The 14,391-nt window shown below is 70.3% G+C and carries 12 protein-coding genes; 8 read left to right on the top strand and 4 right to left on the bottom strand.

The genetic code is table 11. The features are described from left to right. Positions 1 to 343 precede the first annotated feature (343 nt). Both CDO52_RS24665 and CDO52_RS24660 read left to right on the top strand, forming a co-directional pair. The gene (locus CDO52_RS24665; RefSeq protein WP_017618850.1) at positions 344 to 1,339 is read left to right on the top strand and encodes a LysR family transcriptional regulator; all 996 of its coding nucleotides are present in this window, start codon (positions 344 to 346) and stop codon (positions 1,337 to 1,339) included. 197 nt (positions 1,340 to 1,536) lie between these two features. Next, positions 1,537 to 2,100 carry a cysteine dioxygenase family protein gene (locus tag CDO52_RS24660; protein WP_017618849.1) on the top strand — a complete coding sequence of 188 codons (564 nt, stop codon included), beginning with the start codon at positions 1,537 to 1,539 and terminating at the stop codon, positions 2,098 to 2,100. Between the two features lie 135 nt (positions 2,101 to 2,235). On the opposite strand, the gene CDO52_RS24655 is transcribed toward CDO52_RS24660, so the two are convergent. Then, entirely contained in the window at positions 2,236 to 3,495 is a 1,260-nt protein-coding gene (locus tag CDO52_RS24655; RefSeq protein WP_026125829.1) for an LCP family protein, read from the bottom strand. A 238-nt stretch (positions 3,496 to 3,733) separates the two neighbouring features. Here CDO52_RS24655 and CDO52_RS24650 point away from each other — a divergent pair, with 238 nt between their 5' ends. Continuing rightward, positions 3,734 to 4,339: a Uma2 family endonuclease gene (locus tag CDO52_RS24650; protein ID WP_017618847.1), complete on the top strand. Its 606-nt coding sequence runs from the start codon at positions 3,734 to 3,736 to the stop codon at positions 4,337 to 4,339. A gap of 53 nt (positions 4,340 to 4,392) precedes the next feature. On the opposite strand, the gene CDO52_RS24645 is transcribed toward CDO52_RS24650, so the two are convergent. Next, a complete protein-coding gene (locus CDO52_RS24645) occupies positions 4,393 to 5,667 on the bottom strand; it encodes a galactokinase (RefSeq protein ID WP_017618846.1) in 1,275 nt (424 codons plus the stop codon). A 16-nt stretch (positions 5,668 to 5,683) separates the two neighbouring features. Next, positions 5,684 to 6,694 carry a UDP-glucose 4-epimerase GalE gene (galE, locus tag CDO52_RS24640; RefSeq protein WP_033300281.1) on the bottom strand — a complete coding sequence of 337 codons (1,011 nt, stop codon included), beginning with the start codon at positions 6,692 to 6,694 and terminating at the stop codon, positions 5,684 to 5,686. A 164-nt stretch (positions 6,695 to 6,858) separates the two neighbouring features. On the opposite strand from galE, the gene CDO52_RS24635 reads away from it, so the two are divergent. The 5 genes from CDO52_RS24635 to CDO52_RS24615 all read left to right on the top strand — a co-directional run bounded on the left by CDO52_RS24635 (position 6,859) and on the right by CDO52_RS24615 (position 12,894). Further along, on the top strand, positions 6,859 to 8,103 hold the full coding sequence (locus CDO52_RS24635) for a YihY/virulence factor BrkB family protein (RefSeq protein ID WP_051060753.1): 1,245 nt from the start codon (positions 6,859 to 6,861) through the stop codon (positions 8,101 to 8,103). 460 nt (positions 8,104 to 8,563) lie between these two features. After that, on the top strand, positions 8,564 to 9,814 hold the full coding sequence (locus tag CDO52_RS24630; protein ID WP_083919877.1) for a glutamate--cysteine ligase: 1,251 nt from the start codon (positions 8,564 to 8,566) through the stop codon (positions 9,812 to 9,814). Next, positions 9,801 to 11,042, top strand: a complete 1,242-nt coding sequence (locus CDO52_RS24625; protein ID WP_017618843.1) for a M20 family metallopeptidase — start codon at positions 9,801 to 9,803, stop codon at positions 11,040 to 11,042. Before CDO52_RS24630 ends, CDO52_RS24625 begins: the two co-directional genes overlap by 14 nt. A 154-nt stretch (positions 11,043 to 11,196) precedes the next feature. Beyond that, positions 11,197 to 12,291 (top strand): adenosine deaminase, encoded by a 1,095-nt coding sequence (locus CDO52_RS24620; protein WP_017618842.1) that lies wholly within the window; start codon positions 11,197 to 11,199, stop codon positions 12,289 to 12,291. Between the two features lie 12 nt (positions 12,292 to 12,303). Continuing rightward, positions 12,304 to 12,894, top strand: a complete 591-nt coding sequence (locus CDO52_RS24615) for a PH domain-containing protein (RefSeq protein WP_026125827.1) — start codon at positions 12,304 to 12,306, stop codon at positions 12,892 to 12,894. A gap of 617 nt (positions 12,895 to 13,511) precedes the next feature. Here the strand turns inward: CDO52_RS24615 and CDO52_RS24610 are convergent. After that, positions 13,512 to 14,315, bottom strand: a complete 804-nt coding sequence (locus tag CDO52_RS24610) for a purine-nucleoside phosphorylase (protein ID WP_017618840.1) — start codon at positions 14,313 to 14,315, stop codon at positions 13,512 to 13,514. Positions 14,316 to 14,391: the final 76 nt, after the last annotated feature.

Raw genomic sequence — 14,391 nt, 5'->3', positions numbered from 1 at the left:
GGACACGTAGGGAAGATTCGCGTATTTCGCGAACATTGCCCTATCTTGAAGGTGTCTGCCCGAGCGATTTACCTGCCGGGCAGTAGTCTCGAGTTTGTCGAGATGAGGTCATCCCAGACCGACGTTCCGCCCCCGCGCCCGCTGGGGGGTAGGCGCGCGAGGCGCGGAACGTCAGGATAAGGGCCCGTTGCCCCAAGGGCAGCGGGCCCTTTTCATGTCCGGCGTCGGCTCGCCGGTCGTAGGACCGGGCACAACCGCCCCGCAGGGCGACGCCGAGTGCCCTCAGGGGCACGGCGCCACAGAGCCCGACGTCGCACCGATGCGCCGCGCCTATCCTTGCCCAATGTTCGATTCCCGGCATGTCCGCGTATTCGCCGAAGTCGTGCGGACGGGTTCCTACACGGCGGCGGCCCGGAATCTCGGATACACCCAACCGGCGATCAGCCAGCAGATGAAGGCCCTGGAACGCGCGGTGGGAACGCCGCTGTTCACCCGGGTCGGCCGCCGCCTGCGGCTGACCGAGGCCGGTGAGGTGCTCTCCGGCCACGCCGAGGGCATCCTCGGGGCGATGTCGGCGGCGCAGGAGCAGATGACCGCGATCGCCCGGCTGCGCTCCGGCCACGTGCGTGTCGCCGCGTTCCCCAGCGCCAGCGCGACCCTGGTGCCCCAGACGACGGCGCGGGTCATGGCGGAGCACCCGGGAATCCGTATCGAGCTGCTGGAAGCCGAGCCGCCCGACTCCCTCGACATGCTGGTGCGCGGCGAGTGCGACGTCACCCTGGCATTCGGCTACGACGAGACCCCCGCTCCTCCGGAGGAGCTGATGGAGGTGCCGCTGCTGGACGACCCCCTGGTGGTGCTCCTGCCCGCGGGGCACCCGCTCACGGAGGAGGCGTCGGTGGAGCTGCGCGCGCTGGCGGGCGAGCGGTGGATCGCGGGCTGCCGCCGTTGCCGGGGCCACTTCGCCCAGGCCTGCCGGGCCGTGGGCTTCACCCCGGACATCGCCTTCACGACCGATGACAACCTCGCGGTCCAGAGCCTGGTCGCGTCCGGGGTGGGCGTCGCGCTCATGCCCCGGATGGTGCTGTCGTTCCTGCGCCACCCGAAGGTGACCGGACGCCCCCTGACGCCGATCGGGCGCCGCCGGATCTCCGCCTACACACTGCCCAGCCACCGGCGGATCCCGGCCACCCGGCTGATGCTTCTCGCCCTGCGGCGGACAGCGGACGAACAGACACGCGACGAACAAACGGCGGAGGAACAGGGCGCGCCGGCGCCGACCGACACCGATATGGCGCGAGCGGAGCCGGGCACTGAACATCCTGCCCTGGACCTATAAGTGGATCTTTGGATCCCGCGAAGAAACCTGAACTGGACCTCATGCTTCTGGAGGGCAAAGCTACGGGGTAAGAGAGTCGATCACTCGTCGTCGATCCGTGCGTCCACTCCGGTGTCCCTCTGCCGCTATCTGCGCGGACGGAAAGCCGGTTCGACGGATTCGACGGATTCGACCACGAGAACGGAGAGGAAGCGGCGATGGCCCCCAGCACCTTCAGTGGCACCACCGCGATGACCCCCCGCCTGGCCGAACTCATCACCGCCGTGGGTGAGGCCGTCCGCATGGAGCGTCCGCCGTCCGAGACGGCACAGCTCGTCGCGGAGCGGCTGCGCCCGTTCCTGCTCGACCCGGACCTGCTCCCGGACGAGTACCGCGTCGGCGATCCCGACCACTACCTCCAGCACGTCCTCCACGCCGAGGAGGACGGAAGCTTCTCGGTCGTGGCCCTGGTCTGGCTCCCCGGCCAGCAGACCCCGATCCACGACCACGTGTCGTGGTGCGTCACCGGTGTCCACGAGGGCACCGAACTCGAACGCCGCTACGACCTGCGCGGCGCGGGCGAGACCCTGCACCTGGTTCCTGTGGAGGACGTGGTCAACGCGCGCGGCACCGTCTGCGGCTTCGCCCCGCCCGGAGACATCCACCTGGTCCGCAACGACTGCGACAGCATGGCGATCTCGCTGCACGTCTACGGTGCCGACATCTCACGTCTCGGCAGCAGTGTCCGCCGCCAGTACACCTGTCCCGTCATGGAGAGCTGACCGCACGGGCCGGGGACGCGAACCCCACCCGGGTCACCGAACGGCAGAGATGGCCTGTGGGAGGTGCCGCGGCACCTCCCACAGGCCATCTCGCGTGTCGCGCTTATCGCGGTGGGCGCCGCCGCCCCCTCGGCGTCAGTCGCGCAGGGCCGACTCCGGGATCTCCCGTCCCTCCTTCATGGCGGTGAACATCTCCCCGGACGCGGCCTCGTCCCACAGCACGACCGACCCCACGTTCAACGTCGGTGTGGAGCCGACCGGGATCGAGGTCGTGGTGGGGTCGTCGCCCATCGCCAGGGCCATCCATCCGAGGTCGCTGAGGTGGTCGCCCTCATCCACCTCGAAGGTCGAGGTGCCGTTGGTGACCAGCGGTACTGAGCGGAACGGGTTGAACAGGGTCCCGGGGGAGGTGGCCTTGTCGACCAGCTTGCTGAAGAACTCGCGCTGCCGCTGGATCCGGTCCAGGTCGGCGCGGGCCGAAGCACGGGTGCGCACATAGCCGAGTGCGGTGGCGCCGTCCATGGTCTGGCATCCGGCCTTGAGGTCCAGGCCCGACTTCGGGTCCTTCATGTCCTCCTTGGGGCACATCTCCACGCCGCCGACCGCGTCGACGATGTCCACGAAGCCCGCGAAACCGATCTCCACGTAGTGGTCGATGCGGACGCCGCTCTCCTGTTCGAACGTCTGCACCAGGGTCGACGGGCCGCCGCCGAGGGCGGTACTGAAGGCCGCATTGATCTTGTTGTCGCCGATGCCGGGGATCGTGACGTAGGAGTCGCGCGGCACGCTGATGATGGTCGGCTTTCCGCTGTCGGGGACGTAGAGGACCATGATCGTGTCGGTGCGCTTGCCCTCGGCGCGGCCGGTGCGCAGGTCCTGCACGTCCTCGTCGCTGAGGCCCGCACGGCTGTCGGACCCCACGACCATGTAGGTGGTGCCGGGCTGCTCCTCGGGGCGGCCGTCGTAGTCCTGCAGGGCCTCGACGCGCACGAGGCGGGAGTCGGCCCAGAAGTAGAAGAGCGCGGGCAGGACGACCAGCACCACCAGAACAGTGATGAGGATGGTGCGCCGCCGCCGCGCCCGCTGCTCCCGCTCCCTGCGGGACCTGCCGGTGCCGTCGTAGACGCGTCCACCACCGTCCCGGCCTCCGCCGCCGCCACCACCGTGGCGCCCGCGCCCGTCGCCTCTGCCGCCTCGTGCGCCGCCCGGCTGACGCGACCCGCCCGCGTCCGCGGGCCCACGCGCGGACCGCTGCTCGGATCGCCGCGGCCGGTACAGCCTCTCGATCTCGTCGGGCCCGCCATCGCCACCGGGGCGCCGGAACACCCCGGTTCGGTTGTGGTCTCCAGTGGGCCCGTTAGAGGGCCGGTTGCGCCCGTTGCCTCGATCAGCCATCGCCGTGGTTATCCATCCGTTCCGTGCCCGCGTGTCCTACATCGCTGCTTCCGGTGTGACTGGCCACATCGTATGTGGGTTCGCTCTGGCCGTGCCGGAGCGAGAGGGGGCAGCGGGGAAAACGCGACCGTGATTCTGGCTGTCCGTTTAGAACGCACTTTCGATCCGTATGTCGAAAACCCGCTGGTAACCCGACATCACTCCCGAACACTGGTCCGCATGCGAGTTAGGAGGCAGTATGTCTGTCATGACCATGGGGACGTCGGAACCGCAGCAGCGACCGCTCACCGTCGAGGACCTGGAGAGAATGCCCGACGACGGCAGGCGGTACGAGCTGGTCGGCGGGAGGCTTGACGTGTCTCCCGCGCCGGTATTCGTTCATTCCCTTGTCGAGGGGCGGCTGCTGTACCACCTGATGACGGCGGCGCCCAAGGGGCACATCGTGCTCCCAGGAGCGGGAATCAACCTCAATGACGCCGGGACGCACCACCGGATCCCTGACCTTCTGGTGACGCGCAAGGCGGATGTGGAGAAGCCGTACCTTACCCGGCCGCCTCTGTTGGCGGTGGAGGTTCTTTCACCCGAGAGCGTGTTCCGCGACAACCACACCAAGCGTGCTGAGTACGCCGAGTTCGGGATCGGGTCGTACTGGATCTTCAACCCGTCGACCGAGAAGCCGGGCCTGCTCGAACTGCGTCTCACGGACGGTGAATACCGTGAGGTGACACAGGTGTTCGGCGAAGAGGTCTTCGCGACCGATGCTCCCTTCCCGATGAAGGTCGTGCCTCAGCACCTTGTCGATGAGGCGCTTGATGACTGGATGGAATCGGTCGGAGACAACTAGGGGCAGCGTCCCAGCGCGGAGCCGATGAAGGGACCTCCTCACTGGGGAGGTCCCTAACGCGTCGGACCGGCACCCGAGGATGGCAGGGCGATCCGGAACTCCGGTGCCTGGAAGCCCTTGTCGGCGAACGCTGCGGACACGCCCTCGCGCACCCCGCCCACCTTCTCCTCGGCGACGAGGGCGATGGCGCTGCCACCGAGGCCGTTGCCGGTCATCTTGGCGCCGCGGGCGCCTGCGTGGACGGCGGTTTCCACGGCGAGGTCGAGTTCGGGGCAGGACACCTCGAACTGGTCGCGCAGGGAGAAGTGGGAGGCCGTGAGGACCGCGCCGATCTCGGGGAGGGCCTTCGCGCGCATCAGGCCGACGGCGGCGTTGACGCGGTGGATCTCAGTGACCACGTGCTGGACGCGCTTCCGCAGCGCCAGCTGCTTCAGACGGTCAAGAGCGGAAGCCAGGTCCTCGACATCGCGAAGGGTTTCGACGCCCAGCTGCCGTGCCCCACGTTCGCATTCGGTGCGTCGAGTCGCGGCGATGTGTGCCGCGTCGCTGGGGCGGGGACGGACGCGGGTGTCGATGACGAGGAGGCGCAGTCCCGCTTCGTCCAACGGCAGGGGGACGTTGCGACCGCCCTCGGTACGGCAGTCCAGGAACAGGGCGTGCCCTTCCTTGCAGCGCAGTGGCGCGTTGTGCGCCATGGCCCCGGTGGGGGCGCCGATGAATTCGGTGGCCGCGCGACGGGCGAGTCCGGCCATGCCGCGCCGGTCCTTGGACAGGTCGCTGATGTCGTGGGCCTCGGCCAGGGCCAGCAGCGTCGCGCAGTGCAGTGCGGCCGACGAGGAAAGTCCGGCCCCGACCGGGAGGTCGGAGTCGAGCATGATCCGGGCTCCCGCGCTCGCATCGAGGTGTCCGGCTTCGCGGGCCGCCGAGAACACCGCCGCGACGTTTCGGCCCCAGCCGGTGATCGCCGCGCGGGCGGTGGTGGCCGCGTCCACCTCGGCGGTGGTGAACCGGACCGCTTCCCCCGGGCGCTGGATGCTGCGTGCTTCGACCGTTCCGTCCGCGGTCGGCTGCAGGGCCACCGACACACCCCACGGCACGGCCACGGGCAGGACCAGCCCGCCAACGGCGTCGGTGTGCGTGCCCATGAGGTTGGCCTGGCCGGGCGCGCGCCAGATTCCCGTCGGCGGGGTGCCGTAGGCCTCGGTGAAGGCGGCGGACAGCGCGTCGTCGTCGACCTGGGCGCTCACCCGCCACTCCTCGGCCGCCTCGGCGGCATTCCGCCGACGCGCGGTCGCAAAGGGCTTCAGCAGCCGCCGCAGTGTGTCCACGCCATCCCTCACCTGCTCATCCCGGGGCGCCGGCCCGTGCGTCCCGCTCGTCTCGACCATCCTGGGCCGTGTGGAAGGCCCACGCGTCGGCGACGATATCCCGAAGTTCAGGTAGGCGTGGTTCCCACCCCAGCTCGGCCCGGGCGCGCTCGGCCGAGGCGACGAGCACCGCCGGGTCTCCGGCGCGGCGCGGTGCGGGGACCGCCGGGATGGGGTGGCCGGTGATCTCGCGGCAGACCTCGATGACCTCGCGCACCGAGAACCCGGCACCGTTGCCGAGATTGAAGACGCGGTGCGCACCTGGCACGCAGTACTCCAGCGCGCGCAGGTGGGCGTCGGCGAGGTCGGTGACGTGGATGTAGTCGCGCACGCAGCTGCCGTCGGCGGTGGCGTAGTCCTCGCCGTACACCGCGACCGAATCCCGCAGGCCGCGCGCGACCTGCAGCACGATGGGGATCAGGTGGGTCTCGGTGGCGTGTCGCTCCCCGTGGCGTCCGTGTGCACCGGCGACGTTGAAGTAGCGCAGGCTCACCGCGCCCAGGCCGTGCATCCGGGCGTGCTCGGCCAGCGCGGCGTCGACCGCGGCCTTCGACGCCCCGTAGGGGTTGGTGGGGCGCACCGCGGCGCACTCGCGGATGGGGACCTCCTCGGGCTCGCCGTAGACGGCGGCCGTCGAGGAGAAGACGATCCGGCGCACGTCTGCCGCGCGCATCGCCTCCAGCAGCGCGAGCGAGGCGCCGACGTTTCCGGTCCAGTACAGCTCGGGGCGGCGCACGGACTCCGGGACGACGGAGCGGGCGGCGAAGTGCAGCACCGCGTCGGTGCGGCCGTACCGCGCGACGTCTCCGAGCACCTCGGCCGCACGGTCCCGGATACATCCCTCGACGAACGTGCACCCGTCGGGAACGGCGTCGCGATGGCCGGTGGACAGGTCGTCGATGACGGCCACCGCGTGTCCGGCCTCCAACAGGCGTGCCGCCACGACGCTGCCGATGTACCCGGCGCCGCCGGTCACCAGAACCCTCACGGCTGCTCCTAGCGCGATCCTCGCCTGCCTCGTGCGGTTCTCCCGATTGTGGCGTGAAGCGCGTCGTGATCTCCCGCGCGGCGCGCCGGAGCTGCCCCGGCGCGGTGGGCACGGCTACGCTCGCCTCACCTGTCCACGGACGAATGGGGCCGGAGCGGACACCGATGGCATCGTTGCTGGAAACGGTCAAGGACACGGTCAAGGACAAGGCCCGGCACTACGGCCACTTGGCCATGGAGACCTATTGGGCCGCGCGTCGCCGGCGGCCCGCCTTCGACCATGCCGTGCGCGCCGTGGAGCGTTACGGCGACCGCCACGGCAGCGCCTTCGCCGCCTCGGTCACCTACTTCGCCTTCCTGTCCTTCTTCCCGCTGCTGGCGCTCGCGTTCGCGCTGGTCGGCTACCTCGTGGAGTTCCACGCCGACCTGCGCCAGTACCTGGAGCTCGCCATCGAGGAGATGCTCCCGGGCCTGTCCGAGCAGCTGCCCATCGACGAGATCGCGCGGGCCCGTACCGGAGCGGGGAGCATCGGTCTGCTCGGCCTTCTCTACGCCGGCCTCGGTGCGGTCGCGGCGCTGCGCGAGGCGCTGCACCAGATCTGGCTGAAGGACGTCCGCTCCGGCCCGAACATCGTGCTGGCCAAGCTCTATGACGTGGCCGTGCTGATCGTCGTCGGTGTCGGCCTCCTGGCCACGGTGGCGCTGACCAGCGTCGCGCAGGCCGCCACCGCATGGCTGCTCTCGTGGGTCGGCCTGGACGACTCGCTCGCCGCCATCGTCTCGACGCGCGTGCTGGGGCTGGCCATCGCCATCGGCGTGAACCTGCTCATCTTCCTGATGCTGTTCTCCCGCCTCTCGGGGACGCGGCGTCCCTGGCGGCTGCTGTGGCGCGGCGCGCTCATGGCCGCCGTCGGGTTCGAGGCGCTCAAGGCCGCGGGGGCGCTGCTGATCAGCAACACGCTCGGAAACCCCGTCTACGCGTCGTTCGCGGTGGTCGTGGGCCTGCTGGTGTGGATCAACCTGGTGATGCGGCTGGTCCTGTTCTGCGCCGCGTGGACCGCGACCTGGCTGGCCGTTCCGCCGCCCTACCAGGGAAACGTGCCGATGGGGATGGGGGTGGGGATTGCCGCTGGTGCGTGGGGCGGCGGGAGCGGCGCCGCCCGCGCCGGCCACGGAAACGGAGGCGATGCTGGAAGAGACATCCCTGACGGAGCCACGCCGCGGGTGCCGGGTCGGGATGGAGGTGCCCGCGCCCTCGGGCCAGAAGCGGGCGCGGAGGCCCCCGCCCGGTTTCGGGCCGTCCGCGCCGCCCTGCGTCGCGCCGCCCTCCCGGCGGTGGTGCTCACCTGCCTCGCCGCCCTCGCCGTGTGGGTACGCAAGCACCGGGGGTCGGCACAGAGCACGCGTTGAGGCCGGATCCGGCCATGTGCCGTCGCTGATGGCATCCGACGCGTCGTATCACGTATAGGTCAACTTCCCGGTTTTCGGCCCGGATCTTGGGTAACGTGTAGCTCTGCCAAGGTCATTGGCGGGTCTCACGGGAATTCGTCGGAAAGCTACGACGCTGTTCCAGTTGACGCGGAGGATGCGCTCCACGGTCGTCTGGTCCCGAATGATGAGACGACATGGAGTCCCACAGGGGCGTGATTCGCGGTTTTCCGGCAGGTTCACTGGGGCACCTGCAATCCTCGTTCGGGTGGCGCCACCCACCCGCTCGCTGAGCTGGCACGCGGCGGCCTTCCGTGGCCTGCGATGCCTTTCAAAGGAGAGTGAATTCGGTCATGAGGCGGACTGACATGCGGGACCCCGCCTCGCTTATGGTGCCTCTGACGTCGGTGCGCAAGCCGGCCGGACAGGGCGGAGGATGACCGTGGCCATTGAATTCAACGCTTCTGACCGCACCACCATCGGTGCCGAGTGGGAATTGCAGCTCGTCGATGTGAACACCCGGCACCTCCGCCAGGAGGCCCAACAGGTCCTCGGAGCCCTTCCCAGCCTGAGTCAGACCGCCAGCCCGCCGCTGCGCCACGAGCTCATGCAGTGCACGATCGAGGTGGTCACCGGGATCTGCGAGACCGTCGAGGAGATCAAGGCCGACCTCGCCGCCAACATCAAGCAGATCACGTCGGTCCTCGAGGACCGCCAGCTGGCTCTGGCCTGTTCGGGCACCCACCCGCTGGACGACTGGCGCGATCAGACGACGTCCCCGGTGCAGCGCTACGGCGAACTGATCGAGGATCTCCAATGGCTCGCCCGGCGCATTCTCACCTTCGGCGTCCACGTGCATGTGGGGGTCCGTTCGGCGGAAAAGGCCGTTCCGATCGTCAACGCACTCTCGAAGTACCTGCCGCACTTTCTCGCGCTGACCGCCTCCAGCCCGTTCTGGAGCGGCCACGACACCGGTCTGGCATCCGCCCGATCCGTCGTATTCGGCGCGCTTCCCACGGCCGGTCCGCCACCGCTCCTGCCGGACTGGACCACATTCGAGGATTACATGGAGACGCTGCTGCGGGCGGGCACCATCCGCAGTATCAAGGAAGTGTGGTGGGATGTCCGCCCACACCCGGATTTCGGCACCATCGAGATCCGGATGTTCGACGGAATTCCCACTCTGCGCGAGGTCGGAATGGCGGCCGCGCTCTCGCAGAGCCTCGTTCGACTGTTCGACCAGCAGCTCGACCGCGGATACGGATTGCCCAGCCCACCCTCCTGGGTCGTCAACGACAACAAGTGGCGGGCCACCCGCTACGGGTTGGACGCACGGGTCATCACCGACGGGCACGGCACCACCGTGCCCCTGCGCGATGACCTGTACGAACTCCTGCACGAGCTGGAGCCGGTCGCCGCTCGGCTCGGCTGTGCCGAAGACCTCGACGTCGCTTTCGAGGTCTTGGACAAAGGCGCCCCGTATGAGCGCCAGCGTGCCGTGATCGACCAGGGAGGCACGCTCAACGACGTCGTGGACGCACTGATGGCGGAATTCCGAGCCGGAGTGGACGGCCCCTGGCCGAGCTCCGGGGGCGGGGCCGGAGAGCGCGGGGCGGAGCACGGCGACACCGGCGGAAACGCCGACCGAGATCAACCGTCGAGGAACAGGGGGCCATCGCATGCACGGACGTGACCTGCCAGACCAGTTGACCGCCTTTCTGGCCCGGCACGAGCGCGAATTCGTGGAATTCCGGCGAGACCTGCACATGCACCCGGAACTCGCCTTCGCCGAGCACCGCACCACCCAGCGGCTGGTGGACCGCCTCCGGCGCGCCGGCCTGGCGCCCAAGGTCCTCCCGCAGGGCACCGGACTGATCTGCGACATCGGCTCCGACGACGGGCCGACGGTGGCGCTGCGGGCCGACCTCGACGCCCTGCCGCTCACCGACGAGAAGGACGTGCCCTACCGCTCGACCGTGCCGGGCGCCGCCCACGCCTGCGGACACGACGTGCACACCACCGTCGTCCTCGCCGCCGGCCTCTTCCTGGCCCAGCAGGCCAGGGCCGGTGCCCTCCCCGGCCGCGTGCGGCTGCTGTTCCAGCCGGCGGAGGAGTTGCCCGGAGGGGCGCGTGAGGTCATCAACGCGGGCGGGATCGACGGCGTCGACCGCGTCTTCGCCCTGCACTGCGACCCCCGGCTGCTGAGCGGTCAGGTCGGCCTGCGCGTCGGCCCCATCACCGCCGCCTGCGACCAGCTGATGGTGCGGCTGTCGGGCGCGGGCGGCCACACCGCCCGGCCGCACCTCACCACCGACCTCGTCTACGCGCTCGGCAAGGTGGTCACCGAGCTGCCGGCCGCGCTGTCCCGCCGGGTGGACCCGCGCGCCGGGTTCAGCCTGGTGTGGGGGCGCATCAGCGCGGGGTCGGCGCCCAACGCGATCCCCGACGACGGTGTCGCCGAGGGCACGGTGCGCTGCCTGGACGACGACGCCTGGCACGCGGCCCCCGACATCATCAAGGAACTGGTCGAGTCCGTGGTGGCCGGTTACGGCGCAACGGCCGACCTCGACTACCGCCGGGGCGTCCCGCCCACCGTGAACGAGGCCTCCAGCGTGCGGATGCTGCGCGCCGCCTGTGCGCAGACCCTGGGCCCGGAGTCGGTGGCGTCCACGCCGCAGAGCCTCGGCGGTGAGGACTTCGCCTGGTACCTGGAGCATGTTCCCGGCGCGATGGCGCGGCTGGGCACGCACCCACCGACCGCCAGCGGGCCCATGCTCGATCTGCACCAGGGCGCGTTCGATGTCGACGAGGGCGCCATCTGCACCGGTGTCCAGCTCATGGCCGCCGCCGCGCTGACCGCCCTGTGGGAGTGCGCCCGGCCCGGCAGCGATGAGACGGTGGAGGACGCCGCCCTGGCCTGACGGGCCCCTGACTCCCCTCCCCTCGTTTCCCCCATCATCCCCAGGGCCGCGGAAGTACGCCACGCCGCCGCGCAGGGCCCGTGCCCGCGCGGCGGGCCCCATCGGCGGCGGGCGGCCGCGCCGTCGGCCGAGATCAAGTGGCATCCTGAGACGCATGAGCCACCAGTTGACCTTGGACCAGATCCGACGCGCGCCGAAAGTTCTCCTGCACGACCACCTCGACGGCGGGCTGCGGCCTGAGACAGTCGTCGAGATCGCTGACGCGACCGGCTACTCCGCACTGCCCACGAAGGACCCCGTCGAACTGGGGCAGTGGTTTCGCGACGCCTCCGACTCCGGTTCCTTGGAGCGCTACCTGGAGACGTTCTCGCACACCGTCGGCGTGATGCAGACGCGCGAGGCGCTGATCCGGGTGGCGGCCGAGTGCGCCGAGGACCTCGCGGCCGACGGCGTCGTCTACGCGGAGGTCCGCTACGCCCCCGAGCAGCACCTGGAAGCCGGGCTGACCCTGGAGCAGGTCGTGGAAGCCGTCCTGGAGGGCTTCCAGCTGGGCCAGGAGCGCGCCGCCGCGCAGGGGCGCACGATCCGGGTGGGCACCCTGCTCACCGCCATGCGGCACGCCGCCCGCTCGCGGGAGATCGCCGAGCTGGTCGTGCGCTACCGCGACGTGGGCGTGGTCGGCTTCGACATCGCGGGTGCCGAGGCCGGCCACCCGCCCACGCGCCACCTCGACGCCTTCGAGTACCTGCGGCGGGAGAACGCCCACTTCACCATCCACGCGGGTGAGGCGTTCGGGCTGCCCTCCATCTGGGAGGCGCTGCAGTGGTGCGGCGCCGACCGGCTGGGGCACGGCGTGCGGATCGTCGACGACATCGAGCGGATGGCGGACGGCCAGACGCGCATGGGCCGTCTGGCGCGCTACGTGCGTGACAAGCGCGTGCCGCTGGAGATGTGCCCCAGCTCCAACATCCAGACCGGGGCGGCCACGTCGATCGCGGAGCACCCGATCGGCATGCTGCGCAGCCTGCGCTTCCGGGTCACGGTCAACACCGACAACCGGCTGCAGAGCGGCACCACACTGTCGGAGGAGTTCGCGCGGCTGTGCCAGGCGTTCGACTACGGCTGGGACGACCTGGAGTGGTTCACCGTGAACGCGATGAAGTCGGCGTTCCTGCCCTTCGACGAGCGGCTCGCTCTGATCAACGGGCACATCAAGCCGGGCTTCGCGCAGCTCAAGTGGGCCGATTAAGTGGACCGCGGAGTGAAGCCCTTCACCGCTCCGCTGTCGCGGGTCCTGGGCTGGGTCTGGATCGGCGTGGTCGTCCTGCTGCTGATCGACCTGCTGGTGAACGGCGGCGGCCGCACCGCGGTGGTCGCGGCCGCCGTCCTGCTGTGCACGGTGGGCGCGACCTACGTGCTGTGGCTGCGCCCGCGCGTGGCAGCGCAGGAGGACGGCGTGCGCGTGGTGAACCCGCTGCGCGAGACGTTCGTGCCGTGGGCGGCCTTCACCTGGGCCGATGTCACCGACGTGCTGCGGATCCACGCCGGTGGCCAGGTCATCCGGTCCTGGCCGCTGCGGGAGACCAAGCGCGCCGTGGTGCGCGACAACCTGCGCCGCGCCGGGTCGGACGGCGGTCCGATCCTGGAGGAGGAGAGCGACGACCCGCGCGAGCTGCGGCCGGTCAATCTGGTCGCCCGCCAACTGCGCGAGGAGGCGCAGCGGCGGAAGGCCGAGCCGACCGCCGCGGCCGCGGACGACTCGGGCGCGCTGTCGACGGTGTGGTCGCCTGACGCGCTGGTCGCGCTCGGTGTGCCGGTGCTGCTGCTGGTCGCGGCGCTGCTGGTCGGGTGACATCCGCTCCGCGGAGCGATGCGGGACGCCCCTTTCGGGGCGTCCCGCATTTTTTTGCCCGCGTGACTTGACCGCGACCCCCAGCTACTGGTTAGGTAAGGCATGCCTAAGGGCCACGGGTTCGGGGGTCCGGTGTCAGCGCGGATCGCCGGGCCATCCGAATCCGGGTTCCCTCAGGCGTCTGCGGGTCAACTGAATAGCGGGTGCGCCGCCGCACGAATCGCCACTCGTGCGGGTCGCCACCGGAAAGGTGTCGCGGGGACTCCTTTCCGGGCCTGCCTTCGGGCAGGGGCAACCTCGGCGGCGCGCTGTATCCGAAGAACGTACGGTCCGGTTCCAGCGGTGTCTGCGGGGACTCCCGAGGAACCGGGCCGTACGGGGACCTCACCGCCACGGGACGGACGGTGCCAGTCATCCTCGGCCTCAGGATGCTGCTCGCCACGCGGCGCCGTCCGCCTCCGCGTTCGAGTCCTGCTTCACCACGGAAAAGGGATCGCCGACCCTGGCGCGGATGGGGTCGGCGATCCCCGTTTTTCCGGCGGTGGCATGTTGTCCGGCGGTGGTACGGCTTTTCCGGCGGTGGTACTGCGGACGGCCGTTGCGCGGGGACGCGGGCGCTACAGCCGCATCAGGATCGTGTTCAGCAGCTCGCCCAGCCGCGGACTCCGCTGGCGCACGGCCTCCAGCGCCCGCTCCTGGTTGAAGGGCTCGTAAACCCCGCCGATCGCGTCGTTGCTGATCATCGCCAGCGCCAGCACCTCGGCGCCCATCTCCACGGCCGCGATGGTCTCCAGCGCGATGGACTGGCCCACCAGGTCGGCGCCGGACGCGCGCAGCATCCCCAGCTCCGCCGGGGTCTGGAACTGCGGGCCGGGCACGGTCGCGTACACGCCCTCGGCCAGTGTCGCGTCCGAGGTGTGGGCGAGCTCGCGCAGCCGCTCCGTGTAGGCGTCGCTCAGGTCCACGAAGTCCGGACCGGCCAGCGGTGACGTCGCGGTGAGGTTGATGTGGTCGCGTACCACGATCGGCTGACCCACGGCGAAGTCGGCGCGCAGCGACCCGGCCGACCCGGTGAGGACGACCGTGCCGGCGCCTGCCGCGACGCCGGTGCGGACCGCGTGCGCGACCTGCATCGCGTCGAATCCCTCATACAGGTGGACGCGGCCGAGGAACACGGCGACGCGTTTGGCGCCGACCCACATGCTCCGCACCTTGGTGGAGTGGCCCGCCGCCGTCGGAGCGGCGAACCCCGGAAGGTCGATCACGTCGAGGTCGATGTCCGGTGTCCCCAGATAGTCGGCGGCATCCGCCCAGCCCGATCCGAGCACGACAACGGCGTCGTAGCCGTCGGCACCGCTACGGGACTTCAGCTCATCCGCCGCTTGGGCCGCCAGCTCCTTCGCGTCGGCGGTCCGTATCACGGGACGATCTTGCGTGGATTCGCTCACATCTCCGGAGCGTACCCCTGCGTAACCGATTTGTGCCGGACCGCAACGC

The organism is Nocardiopsis gilva YIM 90087, assembly GCF_002263495.1.
GTDB lineage: Bacteria > Actinomycetota > Actinomycetes > Streptosporangiales > Streptosporangiaceae > Nocardiopsis_C > Nocardiopsis_C gilva.
The sequence above is the reverse complement of the archived record's forward strand: the minus strand, read 5'-3'. Positions and strand labels throughout refer to the sequence as shown.